Annotated in this window: 16 protein-coding genes; 5 read left to right on the plus strand and 11 right to left on the minus strand. The window is 65.1% G+C overall.

Annotated features, from left to right (window positions below; genetic code table 11):
* Positions 1-102 precede the first annotated feature (102 nt).
* The gene (locus BDD21_RS08080; protein WP_120796719.1) at positions 103-579 is read left to right on the plus strand and encodes a pilin; all 477 of its coding nucleotides are present in this window, start codon (positions 103-105) and stop codon (positions 577-579) included.
* On the opposite strand, the gene BDD21_RS08085 is transcribed toward BDD21_RS08080, so the two are convergent.
* Both BDD21_RS08085 and BDD21_RS08090 read right to left on the minus strand, forming a co-directional pair.
* Positions 548-1360, minus strand: coding sequence for an N-formylglutamate amidohydrolase (locus BDD21_RS08085; RefSeq protein ID WP_120796720.1), 813 nt, complete (start codon positions 1358-1360; stop codon positions 548-550). The two genes, BDD21_RS08080 and BDD21_RS08085, sit on opposite strands and share 32 nt — an antisense overlap.
* Positions 1357-2160, minus strand: coding sequence for a transglutaminase-like domain-containing protein (locus BDD21_RS08090; RefSeq protein ID WP_120796721.1), 804 nt, complete (start codon positions 2158-2160; stop codon positions 1357-1359). The genes BDD21_RS08085 and BDD21_RS08090 overlap by 4 nt, the downstream gene beginning before the upstream one ends.
* Positions 2161-2702: 542 nt before the next feature.
* On the opposite strand from BDD21_RS08090, the gene BDD21_RS27765 reads away from it, so the two are divergent.
* From BDD21_RS27765 to BDD21_RS08105, 3 genes are all read left to right on the plus strand, one after another.
* A complete protein-coding gene (locus BDD21_RS27765) occupies positions 2703-3707 on the plus strand; it encodes a leucine-rich repeat protein (RefSeq protein WP_170164707.1) in 1005 nt (334 codons plus the stop codon).
* 141 nt (positions 3708-3848) lie between these two features.
* On the plus strand, positions 3849-5195 hold the full coding sequence (locus tag BDD21_RS08100) for an IS701 family transposase (RefSeq protein WP_120796722.1): 1347 nt from the start codon (positions 3849-3851) through the stop codon (positions 5193-5195).
* A 210-nt stretch (positions 5196-5405) separates the two neighbouring features.
* A complete protein-coding gene (locus BDD21_RS08105) occupies positions 5406-5933 on the plus strand; it encodes an ATP-binding protein (protein WP_170164708.1) in 528 nt (175 codons plus the stop codon).
* Here BDD21_RS08105 and BDD21_RS08110 read toward each other — a convergent pair.
* The 9 genes from BDD21_RS08110 to BDD21_RS08150 form a co-directional block, all read right to left on the minus strand.
* Positions 5930-7414 carry a nucleotidyltransferase family protein gene (locus tag BDD21_RS08110; protein ID WP_120796724.1) on the minus strand — a complete coding sequence of 495 codons (1485 nt, stop codon included), beginning with the start codon at positions 7412-7414 and terminating at the stop codon, positions 5930-5932. The genes BDD21_RS08105 and BDD21_RS08110 overlap by 4 nt on opposite strands.
* A gap of 308 nt (positions 7415-7722) precedes the next feature.
* A complete protein-coding gene (locus BDD21_RS08115; protein ID WP_120796725.1) occupies positions 7723-8466 on the minus strand; it encodes a sugar transferase in 744 nt (247 codons plus the stop codon).
* Complete coding sequence (locus BDD21_RS08120; RefSeq protein WP_120796726.1) at positions 8463-9791, minus strand: WecB/TagA/CpsF family glycosyltransferase; 1329 nt, start codon at positions 9789-9791, stop codon at positions 8463-8465. The genes BDD21_RS08115 and BDD21_RS08120 overlap by 4 nt, the downstream gene beginning before the upstream one ends.
* On the minus strand, positions 9788-10372 hold the full coding sequence (locus tag BDD21_RS08125; protein WP_120796727.1) for a serine O-acetyltransferase: 585 nt from the start codon (positions 10370-10372) through the stop codon (positions 9788-9790). Before BDD21_RS08125 ends, BDD21_RS08120 begins: the two co-directional genes overlap by 4 nt.
* 21 nt (positions 10373-10393) lie before the next feature.
* Positions 10394-11392, minus strand: a complete 999-nt coding sequence (locus tag BDD21_RS08130; protein WP_120796728.1) for a glycosyltransferase family 2 protein — start codon at positions 11390-11392, stop codon at positions 10394-10396.
* Between the two features lie 208 nt (positions 11393-11600).
* Positions 11601-12800: a glycosyltransferase family 2 protein gene (locus tag BDD21_RS08135; RefSeq protein ID WP_245969472.1), complete on the minus strand. Its 1200-nt coding sequence runs from the start codon at positions 12798-12800 to the stop codon at positions 11601-11603.
* A complete protein-coding gene (locus tag BDD21_RS08140; protein WP_120796729.1) occupies positions 12797-15073 on the minus strand; it encodes a hypothetical protein in 2277 nt (758 codons plus the stop codon). Before BDD21_RS08140 ends, BDD21_RS08135 begins: the two co-directional genes overlap by 4 nt.
* Entirely contained in the window at positions 15070-16314 is a 1245-nt protein-coding gene (locus BDD21_RS08145; protein WP_120796730.1) for a glycosyltransferase family 4 protein, read from the minus strand. The genes BDD21_RS08140 and BDD21_RS08145 overlap by 4 nt, the downstream gene beginning before the upstream one ends.
* 47 nt (positions 16315-16361) lie before the next feature.
* Positions 16362-17672, minus strand: a complete 1311-nt coding sequence (locus BDD21_RS08150; RefSeq protein WP_120796731.1) for a glycosyltransferase family 4 protein — start codon at positions 17670-17672, stop codon at positions 16362-16364.
* 617 nt (positions 17673-18289) lie between these two features.
* Between BDD21_RS08150 and BDD21_RS08155 the strand changes: the two genes are divergently transcribed.
* Positions 18290-19156, plus strand: coding sequence for a pilin (locus BDD21_RS08155; RefSeq protein ID WP_170164709.1), 867 nt, complete (start codon positions 18290-18292; stop codon positions 19154-19156).
* The last annotated feature ends 33 nt before the right edge of the window (positions 19157-19189 follow it).

A 19189-nucleotide genomic window follows, 5' to 3' on the forward strand; every position in this document is an offset into this window, starting at 1 on the left:
CGAAGTCGCTATACTCGTTTCGTGTTCGCGCCGTCGTCCTCGGCATCGAGACAGACCGCCGGGCGGGGCCTTGAATCCGCGACCATCCAAGCAGGAGCCGACATGCAGGTCATCGGGAAGCAGCGCGGTTTCACGCTGATCGAGGTCATGATCGTCGTTGCCATCCTGGGCATCCTCGCAGCTCTGGCCGTGCCTCAGTATCAGACCTTCACCACGCGGGCGAAGATCAGCGAGGGGCTGGTGCTGCTCGGTCCGGTCAAGCTGGCTGTGGTCGAATACTATGCCTCGCATGGGCGTCTGCCGGACGTGCCAGGCAATAACACGCTCGCCCTGCTCAGCGAGCTGGGTTTGAACGTCAGTGCGGTCTCGGGAGCGGCATCCGGCAGCTTTGCGAAGAGGATCTGGTGGAACAATACGGAGAAGGAGATCCGCATCAAGTACGGATTCGCGCCCGTCGATGACAAGCTTCTCTATCTGAAGGCGGGATTCAATGCATCCGGTCAAGCGTTTTGGACCTGCTACGCGCCCGGAAAGGACGGCATACCCGTCAGATATCTGCCCTCGACCTGCCGAGCTTGAGCGCATCGGCCTCGATCTCGCGATAAGCGGCGGCCAGGCGCTCCGCCCAAGCGTCGAACTGCGCCGTCGTGCGAAGCCCGTCGTTGCGGATCTCGATCATGATGGCGTGCAACCCGCGCCCTTCACCGTGGACGGGGACCGTGTAGTCGACGGCCTCCTCGATCGGGTAGGGCTGGTTGTCCCCGACAATACCGTCCACGTGGCCGACGAGCGCCTTCGACAAGAGTGCCGCGAAGCGGCGGTCGCGCCAGTGCGAGACACCGACCGGCCAGGGCCGTTGCTCGCCGTTCAGGACCGGCGTAAAACTATGGATACTGAGCAAGAGGCTCGGGCGATTCGATCGGGTGTCGAGGAGCCGATCGATGGCCTCGTGGTAAGGCTGGAAGAGGGTCTCGACACGGACTGCGCGCGCCTCCGCGCTCAGTCCGAGGTTGCCGGGGACGGGCACGCCCGCACTCTCTTCCGCGATCGATCCCGTGTTGGCGAGCGGGCGGTTGCAGTCGATCACGAGGCGCGAATAGCCGCTCGACACCAAGGGCGCATCGAGATGCCCCGAGAGCCGGCGCGCCACCTCGGCCGCACCCGGATCCCAGCCGATATGATCCGCCAACTGCTCGGGCGCGAGACCGAGTGTGCCCAATCGCAGGGGGATCCTATTCGAGGCATGATCGCAGACCAGGACGGCACTGCCGGCACCTGCTGCATTGACGATCTCAAAGGCCGGTGGCTCGTCCGGGTCCAACAACCCCGGCACCCCGTGGCTTCGAGGCGCTGCGCTCATACCTCGTCGGTCCAAACCTTGAAGCTCTTCAACACATTCGGACCGAAGGCATTGCTGATGGCCACATCCGCTGCATCCCTGCCCTGCGCGATCAGGATCCGTCCGATGCGCGGGATCTTGTTGCGCGGATCGAAGGTGTGCCAGCGCCCGCCCAGATAGACCTCCATCCAGGCCGAGAAGTCCATCGGGTCCGGCGAGGCGGGGACCCCGATATCGCCGAGATAGCCCGTGCAGTAGCGCGCCGGGATGTTCATGCAGCGACAGAGGGCGATCGCCAGATGGGTGTAGTCGCGACAGACACCTTTGCGCTCGTTGTAGGCCTCGAGCGCGGTCTTGGTCGCGCGCGCATGCTGGTATCCGAATTCGATATGGCCATGGACGAAGTCGCAGATCGCCTGGACCCGCGCCCAACCGGGCGGTGTCTGGGAGAAGCGCTTCCACGCAATCTCGGAGAGGCAATCGGTCTCGCAATAGCGGCTACCCAGCAGATAGACCAGGGTCTCGCCGGGTAGGTCCTCCACCGCATGCTGCATCGCGTCCGCATGAATCGGGTCCGGAAGGCCGTTGTCCATGACGAGTGCATCGGCAAAGATCCGGATCTCGCCCGCGGGTGCCACGATGCGGGTGCACCAGTTGCCGAAGCCGTCGCGATAGGCGGTCATGGGGACCGACGGGCGGGTGACGACGGGGTCGGCCCGGAGCATGTCGGAGACCCTGCTGAAGTGGACGTTCAGCGTCAGGATCATGGGTGTCGGCTGAGGACACTCGAAGATCATCTCGTATCCGATTCGGATCTGCATCTTTAAAACTCCGCGGGTTTCGTCCCGGTTGACTGACGCACTGAGTTGATGTGGGCGCGCTGAAGCCAGCCAAAAATCGAGCATAACACCTAACCGATATCCGAAGCGGCTGCGAATCGGGCGACGCCGTGCGGCGGCAGGAGCTGATTTTTGTTAACCCGGTCACATTCCGACGCTTCGTGACGCCGACAAGGTCCAGGTTTATTCGCGTGCCCCGGTTCCGCGCAGCGAAAACACGGTAACTCGGCGCGGACAGCGGGTCGACGCTCCGAGATCTCAAGTCGGCCTAAATTTTGCCAATCTAAACCGCGTCCAGAGCGAGATGCTCACTTTCGCGTGAGTTCGACGTTTGGCGCATCCACGGCCCTTAGCGGGGACGCGGTTTAGGTCGATTGAAGACGGCGCAAAACCGGAAGATAGGCGTCTCCCGGTCTCGACTTGAGTGGATGCACAAGGGCCGGTCGCCGTCCGGAGCCCGTCTACGTCTACGGCCATCAAACACGCCGGAATCCGCGTAGCATTCGAACAGGAGCAGTTCACAGATGCACCACGATACGTTTCATCCGCAGCAGGGATTCAGCCTGATCGAGTTGATGGTGACGGTTGCTGCGATCGGTATCCTCGCGACGATCGCCGTTCCCGCCTATCAAGACTACACGATTCGCGCAAAAGTCAGCGAGGCGCTCATCATGGCGTCCGTGCCCAAGATCGCCGTCGTCGAGGCCGCCGCCATGCGTGGGCTCGAGAGCATCACTGATGGCAACAGCGCAAACCTCGCTCAAGTCTCTGAAACGCGTTATGTGAAAGAGGTGCGGATCGAGGACCTGGGCGTGATCGAACTTGAGACTCAGCGTACTGGCGCCATCAATGATCCCATCCTCGCACTCATTCCAAGCATGAGCGGTGGTTCGATCAACTGGGAATGCCAATTGTTAGCTGGCCTTCCTCGGCATGTGCCGGCAATGTGTCGTGGTGGAATTCAGACAGGCGATGGAAGCTACACAATCATATTGGGGAATGGACTTCGCTTTCGTCCAACTAACAATGACTGGAGTGCCAGTTTCTTGACCGGTGAGTATGAAGGGGAAGACAAGAACATCAAGATCCCAACCACGCTTGAGGGAACAACCATCACCCGCATTTGGCAAGATGTATTCAATAACAAAGGGTTGACTACCGTTGCATTCGAAAATGACAGTCAAATCGTACACATTCATGCCAGAGCATTTCGAGACAACGAATTGACAGAAGTGACCCTACCTCCAGGTCTACGAAGAATCGATCAGCTATCCTTTGACGGTAACAACATCACTTCCGTTGTCATTCCAGAGAGTGTGACGACGATAGAAAATAAGGCATTTACAGGACTTCAAAAAATCACGGTTGGGGGGAATTTGAATTTCAATATTCACCCAGATGGACGACATCACCTATTAGAAGGCTCAATCAACGGCAACAATGCCTTCAGGGATGCCTACGCATCAGAAAATGGTGGCGCGGGGACCTATATATTGGATGGGGGAATCTGGATCAAGCAAAGTGGCTAGTTCGACTTAGGCCATTTCCGAGCCTCGGCGACAGGGCCGCGAGGTGCCCCAGAGCGACAGTGACGGACCCGATTGATTTAGCGGCAGAGGGCCGCAGACGGTATCGTCCGCTGTCGACCAAAACCTCGGACCTGCCCGCGGATGTTCCCTCTGTCAGCCTCGATTGTATCTGTTCTGCAGCCCTTTGCCTGCCTGTTCACCGCGCCGACTTTGGCGCATCTGCACGTCTTGCTGACGGGGACGCTGCTGGCGCAAGGGCCGCGCACGGTGACGGCGGCGCTGCGGGCGATGGGGCTGAGCGCGGAGCGGCGCTTCGAGCGTTATCACCGGGTGCTGAATCGGGCGCGCTGGTCGTCGCGGCAGGGGGCGCGGATTCTGCTGGGGCTGTTGCTCGGGATGTTGCCGGCGCAGGTGCCGATCGTGGTGGCGGTCGACGAGACGCTGGAACGGCGCAAGGGGGTGCGCATTCGGGCGAAGGGGATGTATCGCGATGCGGTGCGCTCCTCGCGCAGCACGGTGGTGACCTGTTTGGGGCTGGAGTGGATCTGCATGGCGGTGTTGGTGCCCGTGCCGTGGAGCACGCGGCCTTGGGCGCTGCCCTTTCTCACCCGCTTGGCACCGTCGAAGCGGGCCAACGAGGCGGCCGGGCGGCGCCACCGCACGGTCGTGGAGCTCACCATCGGGATGGTCTGGCTGGTGTCGCGCTGGCTGAAGCAACGACGCTGGATCCTGCTCGGCGACGGCAGCGACTCCTGCATCCAGCTGGGGTGGGAAGTGCTGGCCGCGCAGGCGACCCTGATCACGCGCCTGCGCCTGGACGCACGCCTGTTCGCCTTTCCCGAGCCGGTGCCCGTCGGGCGGCGTGGTCCCAAGCCCAAGAAAGGCGGCGTGCTGGCCAAGCTCGCCACGCGCGAGGAGGAGGCGCGCAGCCGGGGCGAGGAGGTCGCGGTTCAATGGTATGGACGGCCCAAGGCGCTGCGCCTGCTCAGCGAGGTGTGTCTGTGGCACACCCCGGGATGGCCGCCGTTGCCGATGCGTTGGGTGCTCGTGGTCGATCCCGAGGGCCGGCTGCCGACGCAAGCCTTCTTCACAACCGACCTGAACATGGCGCCGGCGCGCGTGGTGGAGCTGTTCGTCCAGCGCTGGTCGATCGAGGTCACCTTCGAGGAAGTCCGTCGCCACCTCGGCGTCGAGACCCAGCGCCAGTGGAACGAGCTGGCGATCGCACGCACCACGCCGATGCTGATGGCGCTGTTCTCGCTGGTCTGTCTCATGGTCTACCGGTGGCGCGAGCGCTGGGAGACGCTGCCGCGCTCCACCGGCTGGTCTCTCAAGTCCCATGCGACCTTCTCGGATTGCCTGGCCTTGGTGCGGCGCACGATTTGGGCCGAAGACATTTACGTCAACTCAACATCGGAGCAGGATCGGCTCCTAATTTCGCCCGATCGCCTCGATCGCCTGCTGGAGCAGCTCGCGGCGACCGCCTAGATTGGCCAAAGTCGAGCTGGAATAGACCCCCGGTGCTTTCGGTGTTCGTGCCTGGGGCGGGCTTCAGTTCGGGGTCGAGTCATCGAAAGTGACCACCATCTGAAGGCCCGCCGGCGCGAGGGTCGATCCCGAGCGCGCGAAGACCGAGACGACCTCCGCTGAAAATCGTTACACTTGCTGTCGGTGATGACTCGTCGATCAAGGCATCTTATGAACAGCAGGAATCGCGATGACGCGGCTGGCGGGGCGCTTGCGGCGGCGGTATCGGATGGGTCCAGTCGCCGCACGCCGGTCAAGGCGGACGCCCGAGTCTTCGACAGTCGACTCGAGGCGGCCCACGAGGCGGCGTCCGATGTGCGGGCGTTCTGCGACGGCTTGGGTTGGAGCGAGATCGAACTCTCGCAGATCGAGCTCTGTGTCTACGAGGCCTTCGTCAATGCAGTGGAACATGCCTACCGCAACGAACCAGGGCATGAGGTTCGGGTGACGGCAGAGGTCGACGCCGGATGTCTCCGGGTGCGCGTGTGTCAACACGGCGAGCCGCTCGATGCGGCCCGGGTGGCGGCAACACCGGCGGGTTTCGACGATCTGCCGAGCGGACTCGATGCCTTCGATTGCGAGCCGCGCGGCCGCGGCATCAGGATCATTAAGTCCATCATGTCCACGTGCGAGGTGGAGTCAGACGGGGACTCCACCTGCCTGCTCATGGCCAAGCCCATTGCAGCGCAAAGACCCTAACCGAGATCCGGTTGCCGCGGCGGCGCAAGCCAGCTTGCCGGGCGCAGGATGGCGAGCAGACCCCTGAGCAGATAGACGAGATCGCGTCCGATGCGCCTCTGTCGGGCGTAGAAGACGTCGCTCATGAGCTTTTCCTCGAACGGGGCATCCGCGGGGACGTCGAGCTGCGTCGGACCCACGAGCCCGGCGGGGGCCTCTTCGCGGATCCGCTCCCAATCATCCCCGAGACCGTCCGCCGCCTCGGGTGACAAGGGCGTGACCCCGACCAGCCGCAGATCGCCCGAGGCCACGGCCAGCAGACGCGGGAGTGCGCGCAGGATCGGCACGCGGGTGCGCCACTCTCGCACGCGGACGTCTCGGCGTGTGACCTGCCCGAACGCGTCGAGGTCGCGTTTGTTGCCGCGCAGGGTGATCGTATCGAACCAGCCTTGCTCGCGATTCGGCAGTGCGGCCAACGCGGCGATCGGCCACAGCGGGAGCGACAGGATCAAGCCCAGCGTTCCGAGCAGACGGTGGACGGGGTCGGCGATCCCGCCGCTCAGCGTTGCCTGCTCGAGATCGGCCAAGAGGCACGCATCGGTCACCTGCAGGACGGCGCCCGAGTCCACCCGAATCATGGTGTTGGCGCTGACGATCGCATTGGTGATCTCCACCAGCTCGCCGACATAGGTGTGCGGCAGGATGACGCTGGAGTTGATGGTCGCACGCCGATCGACGATGACGTCGTCGCTGATCACGACCTCCCCGGTCAGCTCGGCATCCGGTGCGATCCGACAGCGGGCACCGACCAGGCAGACGCCCTGTTTCAGTGAGCGCGGCGAGACGCGCGATCCACGCCCCAGGGTCAACCCCAAGGCGGCCTGTCGGCCGGGCAGGATGAGACCGGGCAGGCGTTTCGCGACCGCATCCAGATTGACCCGGTGATACTCGGCGAGACTCTGGACGGTGCGAACCTGCTCGGCCGCGACGGGGATCCAGGCGGTCTGCGGAGGCGACGCCGCTCGGTCGGTCGGCGGCCACGACAGCGGGGTCAGGTCGATCGCGCCCGCGCGGTGGATCCCGCAGGCCGCGGATACGCCGTCGGCATCGGCCCAAACCGAGTCGCCGGGGGTCGTCTCGGCCGCGGAGATCCAACCGGGGACATCGAAGCCGTGGATCAGGTCGCCGCGCAGCGCGACGATGGGTCCATCCATGCGCGTACCCAGTCGATCCACCACCGCGGTCGGATCCTCTTCGCCGCGGGTCAGGGTGTAGGTCAGGCGTAGGCCCCAACGCGTTCCGTCGCCGATCACCCGCTGGATCTCGTCGGCAAAGGGCGAGACCACGACCAGAATGCGTTTGATACCGGCCTTGGCGAGCGACTCCAAGGCGTGCTCGATCATCGGTTTGCCGGCGACCGGTAAGAGCGCGATGCTGGTGCGCTCGGTCAGCGGTGTGAGCTCGGCGCCGAGACGGTCGGCAAAGAGGACGGCCTGGTCCATATCGATCACCCAAGAGATGGAATGCGAGAAGGTCCGAAGGGCGTCGGCTGCGACGATCGTCGTGGTCTTCGAGGTCGCGCCGACGCGACACGGGTACCTATCATGTCCGGGACTGTATTAAACCGCGCCCGACGCGATATGCGTAGTGTGTTGGATTGGCTTGGCCGCGCCGGCTCCGACAATTGTCGGAGCTGGCGCGGTTTAAAGTATTAAAAAATATATCATTTTAAACCGCGTCTCCGCTAAGGGCCGTGAATGCACCACACGTCGAACTCACTCGAAAGTGAGCATCTCGCTCTGGACGCGGTTTAGTAGGCACCCCGTCCGAACAACACGGCAGGCACCGTCTGCCAGAGGAGCTTGAGGTCGGTCCACAGGGACTGTGATTCGATATAGCGAACATCCAGCTCGACCTGCTGGGGGAAGGGGATATCGGATCGTCCCGAGACCTGCCAGATACAGGTGATGCCGGGCGTGACCTCCAAGCGCCGCCGGTCGGAGAGCGAGTATTCGTCGACCTCCGCCGGGACCGGCGGGCGCGGACCGACCAGCGACATATCCCCTTTGATCACGTTCCACAACTGCGGCAGCTCGTCGATCGATGCCTTGCGGATGAACCGGCCGATGCGGGTGATGCGCGGGTCGCGTTGCATCTTGAAGGTGACCCCGCCGGACATCTCGTTCTCGTCCTGCAGCTCGGCCTTGCGCGCCTCGGCGTCCATATACATGGAGCGGAACTTGTACATGGTGAAGATCTGGCCCCAGCGCCCGACGCGTGTCTGCTTAAACAACGCCGGACCGGGTGATTCGAGCCGGATCGCCAGCACCAGCAGACCGAAGATCGGCAACAGCAGGATGAACAAGGGGCCGGCCAGCAGGATATCCAGGGCGCGCTTGAGCAGATAGGCCGAGCGCACGACCGCCACCCAGGCAAACCGCTTGGCACCGATGCGCAATCGGATCAACCACGCGGGCTGGCCGGCGCGGCTGTAGCGGCGCAGCAGCAGCTCTTCCATCGAGGTCTGGCTCGGTCGTTCGTCGCTGCTCGTCATGAGGTCTCCCCGCCGCGCGCCTGTCGCCAGACGCGGTAAAGGAACAAGGGGTTGCCGATCACATAGCGCCGCCACATGCGACCCGGCTCCTGCATCAGCCGCCAGGTCCATTCGAGCCCGATCTCGCGCATCCACACCGGCGCCCGTGGGATGCGGCCCGAGTAGAAGTCGAAGAGACCGCCGACGCCCATGCGCACCGGCAGTGTCAGGCGCGCATGGTTTCGCGCGAGCCATTTCTCCTGACGCGGCACACCGAAGGCGACCAGCAGGATCGCGGCGCCCGAGGCGTTGATCCGGTCGATGACGGCGTCCTCGTCGGCCGGGTCGAAATAGCCGTCTTGAACCCCGTCGATGCGCAGACCCGGAAACTGCGCCTGCATGTTGGCCGCCACCGCCTCGGCGATCCCCGGGCGCGCGCCGAGCAGGAACAGCCCGAGGCCCGTCTGCGCTGCCCGCTCGCACAGCTGCGGGAAGAGGTCGGTACCGTTGACATTGGCCTGCAGGGCGACCCCGAGCATACGACAGCCAATGTGGATACCGATACCGTCGGGCAGCACGCGCGCGGCATCGAGCAGGATCCGGCGATACTCGGCATCGACATAGGCGATGTTGAGGCAATCCGGGTTGACGAAGGCCAGCAACGCGGGGTCCCCGCCGACGGCGCGAGCCGCGATCCAGTCCACCGCCTCGGGCATGGTGGTGTTGACGATCGGGACACCGAAGAACTCGAGGATGGGCGGTGTGGGCGCTTCGCCTCCGCCGAGAACCTCCCCGATCAGGGAGCGCACCACCAAGCCGGCGTCGCCGCGCGCGCTCTGCCCGTAGGCATAATCGCTGTCGATCTGTGCCTCGGGCGCATAGGCCACACCGGTGCGGCTCTTGAGTCGGTAGGGCGAGAAGACACCGGGTCTGACCGTGAAGCGTACGGCCGCCTCGACACCGACGACCGCCGCCTCGCGCGCAGTCAAGGGACGTGGTCCGGCGACGGCCAAGTCCCCGCGCAGGATATTCAGCAGCACCGCAAGACCGCGACCCGGCGTCGAGCCGGCGAAGTAAAGGCGCTCGAAGGGTGCACGGAAACGCCCGACCAAAGGCTCGCGGTCGAAGATCCGACCCTCGCGCCCGCGTGCCACCACGCCGCGCAACAGCAGCAGCGGAGCAAGCATCGCCATGAGCAGCAGCGCGAGCATCAGGTCGAGTGCACGCGAGAGCACAACCCCGAGGACGGTGAGCGGCGGCAAGAGACTCCGCAGCCAGAGTGCGCGCCACGGCCGCTGCCGGCGGCCGAGCGGACCGGGGATCTGCAAGTCGGGCTTGCGCTTCATGACGTCGTCGCCCCGGCTTCGGATCGGGAGTCTTTCCCGGACGAGATCGCTGCACCGGACGAAGCGCGGATCGATGTCGCATCGCCTCGGGAAATGATGCGGGCCGGGACCCCGACCGCGAGACAGCCGTCGGGGACGTCCTGAATCACCACCGCATTGGCCCCGATCGCGACGTCTTTGCCGATGCGGATCGGGCCGAGCACCTTGGCGCCGGCCCCGATGTCGACCCGATCGCCGATCACGGGCGCCCCGCGCACCCCGCGATGACGCAGTCCCACCGTCACCCCGTTGCGCACCACGCAGTCGTCGCCGAAGACGGCGTCTCCGCTGATGATGATGCCGCCGAAGTGCTCGATCAGGAAGCGCCGGCCGAGCTGCACCTCGCAGGGCAGGTCGATGCCGGTCATGATTTGGGAGAGCACCTTGAGGAGCTTGTAGAGGAACGAGAACGGCCAGCGCAAAGCGCGGTTCTCGATCCGGTAGCGCCAGCGCCCGAAGCGATAGACGAGCATGACCCAGAACCCTTGGCGTGCCCAGTCGCGTTCGTAGGTCTGCCAGTCTTCACGAATGTTCTCGAACATGGCGTGCTCCCGACTCGGTAATTACCAGGGTCTCGACGGCGAGCGACGCCCGCCGGCCGTCTCGCGCCAGGCCCGATCGAGCAGCGCGACGATCGCCGACGACTCGGCGCGCTTGGCCCCGCGCTGCGGGTCGTCGCCGCGATTGCGCCAGGCGCGGACGCGATGCCAGCTCGCCTCCAGTTGACGCACCGCCCAAGCGCCGAGCCAGCCGTGGTGCTTGCGATAGTAGAGAAGTCCGCTGCGCATCCGCCAGAGTGTGAGCTGGGCGCCCTTGCCGGCGGCGCTCATGTCCAGGTCGCCATGGGTGCGCGAGGACTCGCCGCCGATATGGACTACGACAACATCCGGCCAATAGCGGATCCGCAAGCCTGCTGCGCGGATCCGTCGGCACAGATCGACCTCCTCGTAATAGAGAAAAAACGCCTCGTCGAAATCGCCGATGCGGGCCAGCAGGTCGCGGCGGATGATCGAGAAGGCGCCCGGGACCCAGTCGACGTCCGCCGGCTCCATCGGGTCCGCCCAGGTGCGGTCGAACCGACCGAAGAAGCGGCTGTGCGGGAAGCGTGCCGCCAGCCCGGAGAGGGTCAGGAGCTCGATGAGCAACGACGGAAACATTCGGGCCGAGGGCTGCCATTCCCCATCGCGTCCGATCAGCCGTGCCCCGCCCAGACCGATTCCGGGGTCCGCATCCATGTAGCGCACCGCGCGCTCCAGCGCGCCCGGCTCGAGGAAGGCATCCGAGTTGAGCAGGACCAGATAGCGCCCGCGCGCCGACTCGAATCCCAGGTTGTTGGCCGCCGCGAAGCCGAGATTGGTCGCGCTGCGGATCAGGGTCGCCTGCGGGAAGCGTTCGGCGATCCGGTCCGCCGAGCCGTCGCGCGAGGCGTTGTCGACCACGATGATCTCGTAGCTGACCGCGCCGGCCTCCGCGATCAGGGTCTCGATACAGTCCACGAGCAGATCGCGGGTATTGAAGGAGACGATGACGACCGAGACGTCGGGTGTTGTTGGATCGGACATCGACATGGCTCCCTCTTACAACCGCGCCCAGTGCGGTATGCGTCGTTTGTCGGACTGGCTTGGCCGCGCCGGCTCCGATCATTGTCGGAGGCGGCGCGGTTTAAAGTATTAAAAAATATAAAATTCAAAACCGCGTCCCCCGCTAAGGGCCGTGGATGCACCAAACGTCGAACTCACGCGAAAGTGAGCATCTCGCCCTGGACGCGGTTTAGTCCTTCCGCTCGGTATCGTTGCGCTCGGTGCGCACCCAGGCGGCATCGGTTCGGGAGGCCCGTCCGATGGCGCGCAGGATGGTGAGCTTCCACAGGATGTAGAACGGTGCCGTCGCCAGGGCGAGCAGATCGCGCCAACCGCCGCCCCCGATACGAATCGCTGCCAAGACATGCACTGCGACCAGGGTCAGACCCAAAAGCGCATAGGTCCTGGTGGGTCCGAAGGGCGGCAGGAATGCCACCAGCAGCAACAACACATGAAAGGCCAACGGCAGCAACAATAGCTCGAGCAACGGCTCGATCAGACGACGCTCGCCGGACATGACGCGGCGCAGCAGGATCGGGGTCCAGTCGAGAATCATCCTGAAGCGACCGCCTTCCCAGCGCGCGCGTTGACCGGCACCGGCCTCGCGAGTGTAGGGCGCGTCCGACCAAACCCCGGTGTTCGGCGCAAACACCACGCGCCGACCGGCGGCGACCAGGCGCAGATGGTATTCCATGTCCTCCACGACGCTGGTTGCCTCGTAAGGTTCTTTCAGAAGGGTTTCGCGGGTCAGCCCGAAGCCGTTGCCGAGCAGGCCAACAGAGAGTTTCCAGCGCTCGCGTCCGCGTAACCGCAGCACGTTGAACGCCATCCAGGCAATGCCCCTTAGCCGCGCCCGGAGGCTATGCTGTGGGTTGTTGATGCGATAGCCGCACTGGATCGCTGCGGCGCCGCGGCGCATCAGTCGACGCTGTTCGGTCACCAGGTTCGGCGCGACCCGGGTGTCGGCATCGACCACGATGAAGCCATCGAAGGGTTCCTCGAGGAGGATGCCGAAGGCAAAGTCGAGCGCATAGCCCTTGCCGCGGCGCTGCGGGTCATGACGCTCCAAGACGCGCGCCCCGGCGGAGCGCGCCAGCTCGGCGGTGTCGTCGGTGCAGTTGTCGGCGATGACCACGACATCGAAACCCGCATCGCCCGGATCGCAGGCGCGCAGCGAGGCGACGGTGCTTGCAATGCCCTCCGCTTCGTCATGGGCCGGGACCAGGATGGCGATGGATCCGATGGGCGTCGCCATCTTCGGCTGCGTTTCGCGCCGCGGCGGGAGGATTCCGCCGAGCGTCAGGAGCAGCAGCTCGATCGTGCCGGGCAGGCTCGGCAGGGCGAGCAGGATGCCGAGCAGCATCCAGGGCCAAAGGGTCTCGTTGATCACGGCAGCACCTCCGTCGGGCCCAAGACGACCAGGCTGTAAGCCGGAACCGTGACCCGGATCCGGTCCTTGCCGATCGGCTGCAAGGCAAGGGGTTGCGGTCGGACCTCATCGGCGGTCTCGTTGCCTTTGAACGGGTCGGAGGCATCCAGGACCTGCCCGCGGGTCGGCCTAGCGACCTGCGTGTCGGGAAAGCGCAATGTCAGGCGTCGAGACTCGGGGGCAGCGGAGACGATCGCGACCGACCAGCCATGCGAGCCGCGGAAGGGTGCGACGAGCAATCCGGCGCCCTCGTCGCTCATGGATGCCCGGTGGAGATCGCCGCCGATGACCTCGTTGAGCATGGCGACCGCCCATCCGGTCGGGCGCAGGCGGTCGCCGCGGGTCAGGTCGCGCGTGACGCCGAACAACGGGACCAGCCCCGCGTGGCCCTCGAGGCGCGTGTCAAAGCCAGCGAGCGTATAGACGCACTGGCGTCGTGCTCCGAAGGCCATCGCCTCGAGCAACCGCTTGGCCAGGGCAGGACCTGCGGCGGCGCCGGTGACGATCGCTGCGCGATCCTCGTCGTCGGCGTCGCCTCGCGTCGTGTGCAGGTTAACCTCGTAGACGGCCAATTCCTGTTCGGCGGGCTGTCTGGCGACGATTTCCTCCAGACGGCCATTGTCATCCGCGAACAACAGCTCGAGCGCCCGATCCCGATCAGCCGCATGCAGGCGCGACAGCATGTAGGGCGCGACGGCGAGGATGTCGGCCTTCGTCGTCGCCGCGGCGACCTGACCTGCGGCATAGGGGTTGGCGTGTTGAGCGTTGACGACGCGGCGCAGTGCCGGATGGTCGCCCGCGCCCTCTTCGAGCGCGGTGAAGAGCCGGTCGGAAGCGGCGCCGTGGTGTGCCGCGTCTTGGATGCCGGCCGGGCGGAAGATGGCGTTCCAGTTCTCGTTGCCGAATTCGATCAGGACCTCCTCGAACCCGTCGGTCTCGATGCGCTCGGCGAGCCAGGCGCCGAGACGCCGCGCCTCGTCGGTCGAAAAGGTTGTCGGCATGACCAGCCACGGGTTGGCCCCGACGCTACGACTGAGGTCGAAAAACTCGGGCAAGCCGTAGCCGTACTCGGCACCTGTGCCCGGTCGATAACGGCTTGCACGCCTTGCATGCGGCTCGGCCAGGCGGTTGTCGAGCGTGTCGCCGAGTTGACCCTGCCAGTCGCGCAGATAGCCGGGGCGCAACTGCATCAGTGCGGCGATGACCTCGGGGCGGAAGGCACTCATACCCGGGTTTGCGGGACCGTCGGATTCCGTCGCCGTCTCGTTTTCCGCCGTGATCGGGCCGAGCCAGATGTCGTCGAGATGGACCTGCCCCGGGCCGCTGACATCGATGGCGAGCTCCAGTGCACCGATCGGCCCCGTGTCCGCGGCTTCGAACCTCTGCTCGATGTGCTGCCAGCCCGGCTCCGGGCGCAGTGTCAGGTCGAGAAAGGGCGCCGAGCCGTGACGTCGAAAGAAGATGCGCACCTGCGGCGGATCGCCGGTCTCGGCATGGATCCAGAGCGAGAACAACCACCGCCCCTCGACCGGCAGAAGCTTCCCGGCACGCGTCCCGATGGTGTCGAGATGGCTGCTCAGGCGCAAGGTCGCGCCGGAGAGCGGTGAGAGTGCCAATGAGCGCCGGCCGGGGCTCTCCGGGGCGATCCGTGCCGGATCCACCTGTACACGCCCCTTCGTGCTGTCGGGTAGCCACCAATGTGTCGGCGGAAGATCGTCGCGAATACCTGTCAAGGCAACGATGTCTCCGGGGGCGAGTCGATCGTCGAGTCCGTTGGTAATCAGCTCCGGAAGACCGTGGCGGCCCACGGCGCGCGAGTCGAAGAGGGTCCCCTGTACGCCGGCCGCAGCACCGGTCAGGATCTCGTAAGTGGCGCCGGACCAGAAGCCGTCCTCGCGGGCGAGCCAGGTCTGATCGTCGCTGAAGCGGTCGCGATCGGCGTGGGCAACCCGTACTAATGCGCGGTCGACGATGCCCTCGAAGCCCGGATTCTTGAGGACGTTGCGCGACAGCTGCTCCGCGCCCCAGTAGTTCGAATGACCGAGATTCATCCCGATGCGCTCGACGTTCGCGACCAAGGGCGTGTCTTCGACGCGCGCCTCGACCGAGACGGGAGCAGCGGACAGGATCCGCAGATTGGTCGGTGTCTCAAGCAGGGGCTCCGTGCGGGCGACGCCTGTGCCTGCGATCAGGGCGGCCAGCGCGGCCGCGCTCAGCGATCGCAGATGTGTCATGGCGTCTCTCCCAGGCGGCGCCGCAAGATGTCCGCCAAGCGTCGGGTGTTGGTCTCGAGGTCGTACTTCTCGATCACCCGTCGGCGTCCGGCCTCGCCGAGGCGGCGGCGAAGCTCCGGATCCGCGATCAGAACCGCGATCGCCTCGGCCAGCGCGGTCTCGTCCGAGGGTGCAACCAGCACGCCGTCGACCCCGTCGCGGATCAGCTCGGGATGCCCGGTGATAAAGGTGGTCACGCAGGGGATCTCCATCGCCATCGCCTCCATCAGGACGACCGGGATGCCTTCGGCGAAGCTCGCCAGCGCGAAACAATCGGCTTCGGCATAAATGGCACGGATGCGATCCTGGTTGACGACCCCCTCGAAGAGGACGCGATCCTCCAGCCCGAGCCGGCGCACTTGCGCCTCGAGCGACTCACGGTCGGGACCGCCGCCGACCAGTCGCAGGCGGACGTCGTGACCCGTGCGTACCAGGGCCGCGACCGCATCGACGAGGATGTGCTGCCCTTTGGCCGGGACCAGGCGCCCGACGCACAGGATCTGGAACGGCGAAGGGTGCTCACGGAAGGGCCGCGGGCCGAAGGCGCTCGGGTCGACCCCGAGCGGGGCGATCTCGAGCTTGGACCAGTGCGCGGGCGTCGAGAGCTTCATGAGCTGACTGCGGCAGTAATAGCCGATGCAGCAAATAAAGTCGGCGCCCTGGATCTTTTCGGTCAAGCGGTAGCCGGGTGCGTCGTAGAACTCGTCCGGACCGTGGACCGACATCGAGAATCCGATCGGGAAGATCCGTACGGCGATCAGCCCCACGGTCGCGGCCGGGGTCGCAAAATGGACATGCAGATGACCGAGCCCACGTCCGGTCAGCCAGTGGCCGATCATGACGGCCTCGACGAAGTAGAAGAGGCTGTAGATGAGCTTGCGGATATCGGTGCCGCCGAGTCTCAGGGCAAAGAGCAGACCCTTGGCATAGGCGGCGGGGCGCGCGCGCAGGCTCGTCCAATGCGCACGCAGCGCCCCGCGCACACCGTCCGCCTTGACGTAATAGGTCGCCGCCGCCTCCTCGCGCTCCTCCTCGGCCAAGGACGCGGCGGGGCGGTCGGGACTGTTGATCGAGGCGACGTCGATGCGGATGCCGAGCTCGCGCAGACGGCGAACCTCGCGCAGGATAAAGGTGTGCGAGGCAGCCGGGTATTGGCTGACCAGATAGGCCAGCGCGAGAGGCGTACGTACGGTGTCGTTCATGTGTCTTGCGTCCTTGGCGATTCGAGAGTGCTAAGGTCTGCTGTGGCTCATGAGCCGGCGCTGGTCCGGCGCCGGTTGCGGGCCGCGACCGGGTCGGCGAGCAGATCCCGATAGAGCTCGATCGTCGACTCCACCTTCGCGTCCCAGGCGTAGCGCTCTTCGGCCCGGCGTCGCCCGGCCTCCCCGCGCTGTCGCCAGCTCTCGGGGTCGCGGACTAAATCGCGCAGCGCGGCCACGAGTCCCTCGACGACCGCCTCGGGTCCGCTCGGCGGCAGAGCCAGGCCGACCGCCGGGTCGACGATCTCCGCCGGCCCGCCGAAATCCACCGCGATCACCGGACGGGCGCAGGCCATGGCCTCCAAGAGCACGGCACCGCCGGACTCGCGCACCGAGGGAAGACAGAAGACATGTGCCGCGCGGATCTCGGCCGCCACCTCGGGGGGCGGAAGATTGCCGGTAAAACGCACCTGCTCGTCGAGCCCGAGCCGCGTGGTCTGCTCGCGCCACTCGCCGGACAAGGGACCCTCCCCGACGATGCAGAGCCGGACCGGCATTTCGGGAGCGAGTCGCGCAACCGCGTCGAGCAACATGCCAACCCCTTTGAAGGGCACCAGACGTCCGACGAAGACCAACCGCAGCGGCTCGCCCGCCACTCCGGGCGCAGTCGGCCAGGGTGCGGCCGGGAAGGTCTCGAGCTCCACCCCGTTCTCCAGCACGGGCAGGCAGAGGCGATGATAGCGGCGCGGGATGCCCTCGACTGTGGAGCGCGTCGCAGTCAGGATGGCCGTCGCATGACGCGTCCCGCCCGTCAGTGCATCGAAGACCCGCCCGAGATGGCGCACCGGGTAGAGCCAGGCCGCGTCCGCACGGAGGATGTCGCGGAACCCGGGCGGCAGACCCAAGTTGCCGTTCCAGGGTCCGAGCACCACCGGCAGGCCCAGACGGTGGAGGCGCGTGGCCGCGAGCGGCGAGACCGGCGTCGGGGCATGCACGATGTCCCAGGGCGTGCCGTCCCGTGACTCCTCCCGTGCGATGCGCAGCGCCTCGCGGTCGTAGACATAGAAATCCAGCGAGGAGACCAGGAAGACGGCATGCTCGCTCTTGGGGAAGATCCGCGAGGCGACCCGGTACAAGGGACCGGCAAACCATTCGGTGTCGATATAGAGGATTCGGCTGTCGGCCACCGGCCCGCCAGCCGCCTCGATGGCGGGGCGGTTGCGGACATGGGTGAGCAAGGTCGTCGGCAGCCTACGGGCGAGTCGGCTGTACCAGTGCCAGCCGATCTGCGAGACCGAGCCCATGCCGGGGCCGCATTGGTAGGCGGACAGAAGTAAACGCGGTCCTCGTGCTGCACTCATGAGCGTTCCCGTCCCGCCGTTGTCGTTGTTCTCATGCTCCCGTACGATCAGTGTAGATGCCGGTGATGCCCGGCTCCAGTCCCATCGACAGGATCGGCCCCGGGGTCGATGCCGGCAGTCTCGTTGATATCGTCCGGATTCGGTGTGATCCGCAGAACGACCGGGGCGGGCATCGTGCCGATGCGTTCGCCAGTCGTTCCCCGAGAGCATGGACGAGGGCGTCACGCGAACCTGCGACCTGGGTCACATTTCGACCGACAGCGGCCCTCTGCCCCCCGACAGGCGGCTGCCCCATTCCCCGGCACTGCGGCCGAGCGGGCAGCACGTTCAAGGCCATGTCCCGATGAGGAATCAGGCGGCTTGCAGCCCCGTAAGACCCTTGATCGGGTCGATCGGCCGGGTCCGGCACGCTCCGAGGAGATCATTTAGCCGGATTACCTTGTGCAGAATGGTCTGTTTTTTGCCTCAAGCCATGAGGCCGTGATGCGGATGGATCGAAGACCGCCGTTTCGATCCCTCGGATGACCTTTGGCTCGTTCGGTGTCGGCTGCGGAGCGGGTGCTCGAATCGGATCACAACAGCTATTAAAGGGAGTAGGTCTTCGAATGAATCGTCTAATGAACAGCGCGCAGAAGGGTTTCAATCTCATCGAGATCATGGTCGTCGTTGCCGTGATCGGTATACTTGCAGCGATCGCCGTTCCGGCCTATCGGGACTACAGCATTCGCTCCAAGGTCAGCGAAGCCTTAGGCATGGCGTCTTCGCTGAAGGTCGGCGTGGTCGAACAGGCGGCGAACGGCGGGCTCGCGAGTCTGTCCGGAGATAGCGACGGCGACGGCGACGCGCCGCAGGTGAGTCGTTATGTCGCAGACCTTGCGATCGAGGGGCTCGGCGTGATTTCGGTGACGACTCAAAACACCGGGGCGACGGTTGATCCCGTGCTGAAATTGGTTCCGAGCGAGAACGGCGGCATCGTCTGGCGCTGTCTGAAGACATCGGAAACGCTCGCGAGTCAGGTTCCGCCGAACTGCCGTGAAGATGTTGCCGGAGACGAGGTCGCCGAGGACGAGATCCCCGAAGGCTACAAGACGTCGACGGATCCAAAGGCCATCGAAGACACTGTCGCGGAGCTTTTTCGAGCGTTTGAGGATTTCACGAAAAAATTCCTGGCGGGCGGCGGGGCGCTGCCCCTCTTACACCAAGACAGCGGCTCTTATTCATGGAATAACTCGACCGTGTTCATGGACGGCTTCTTTGAGTTCGCAGGCATCACTGACTTCAATCGCAGCGGATATGAGCCGATCTCGAATTTCAAGGTCTTCTACAAGCGCGACGCAAATGGCAAACCGACATCGGAGGTGTCTGGCGTCTATTTGCAGATCGGCGGTACACAACACATTCGCTTCTCAAACGGCACGACGGTCTCGGGAAAGCATTACAGCAATTACATCGACAACGACTCGAAACAGCTCAGGTTGCCTTGACGCAGACTCGAATCGAGTGCCTGGCGGGCGCGC

This window comes from Thiocapsa rosea (genome assembly GCF_003634315.1).
Lineage (GTDB): Bacteria > Pseudomonadota > Gammaproteobacteria > Chromatiales > Chromatiaceae > Thiocapsa > Thiocapsa rosea.

What these genes read in the sequence shown, in the direction of transcription:
- BDD21_RS08150 (WP_120796731.1), bottom strand. Translation starts at nt 17,672, where the DNA reads ATGAGTGCAGCACGAGGACCGCGTTTACTTCTGTCCGCCTACCAATGC.
- BDD21_RS08100 (WP_120796722.1), top strand. Translation starts at nt 3,849, where the DNA reads ATGTTCCCTCTGTCAGCCTCGATTGTATCTGTTCTGCAGCCCTTTGCC.
- BDD21_RS08110 (WP_120796724.1), bottom strand. Translation starts at nt 7,414, where the DNA reads ATGGACCAGGCCGTCCTCTTTGCCGACCGTCTCGGCGCCGAGCTCACA.
- BDD21_RS08155 (WP_170164709.1), top strand. Translation starts at nt 18,290, where the DNA reads ATGAACAGCGCGCAGAAGGGTTTCAATCTCATCGAGATCATGGTCGTC.
- BDD21_RS08090 (WP_120796721.1), bottom strand. Translation starts at nt 2,160, where the DNA reads ATGCAGATCCGAATCGGATACGAGATGATCTTCGAGTGTCCTCAGCCG.
- BDD21_RS27765 (WP_170164707.1), top strand. Translation starts at nt 2,703, where the DNA reads ATGCACCACGATACGTTTCATCCGCAGCAGGGATTCAGCCTGATCGAG.
- BDD21_RS08145 (WP_120796730.1), bottom strand. Translation starts at nt 16,314, where the DNA reads ATGAACGACACCGTACGTACGCCTCTCGCGCTGGCCTATCTGGTCAGC.
- BDD21_RS08120 (WP_120796726.1), bottom strand. Translation starts at nt 9,791, where the DNA reads ATGAAGCGCAAGCCCGACTTGCAGATCCCCGGTCCGCTCGGCCGCCGG.
- BDD21_RS08140 (WP_120796729.1), bottom strand. Translation starts at nt 15,073, where the DNA reads ATGACACATCTGCGATCGCTGAGCGCGGCCGCGCTGGCCGCCCTGATC.
- BDD21_RS08085 (WP_120796720.1), bottom strand. Translation starts at nt 1,360, where the DNA reads ATGAGCGCAGCGCCTCGAAGCCACGGGGTGCCGGGGTTGTTGGACCCG.
- BDD21_RS08130 (WP_120796728.1), bottom strand. Translation starts at nt 11,392, where the DNA reads ATGTCCGATCCAACAACACCCGACGTCTCGGTCGTCATCGTCTCCTTC.
- BDD21_RS08115 (WP_120796725.1), bottom strand. Translation starts at nt 8,466, where the DNA reads ATGACGAGCAGCGACGAACGACCGAGCCAGACCTCGATGGAAGAGCTG.
- BDD21_RS08125 (WP_120796727.1), bottom strand. Translation starts at nt 10,372, where the DNA reads ATGTTCGAGAACATTCGTGAAGACTGGCAGACCTACGAACGCGACTGG.
- BDD21_RS08105 (WP_170164708.1), top strand. Translation starts at nt 5,406, where the DNA reads ATGAACAGCAGGAATCGCGATGACGCGGCTGGCGGGGCGCTTGCGGCG.
- BDD21_RS08080 (WP_120796719.1), top strand. Translation starts at nt 103, where the DNA reads ATGCAGGTCATCGGGAAGCAGCGCGGTTTCACGCTGATCGAGGTCATG.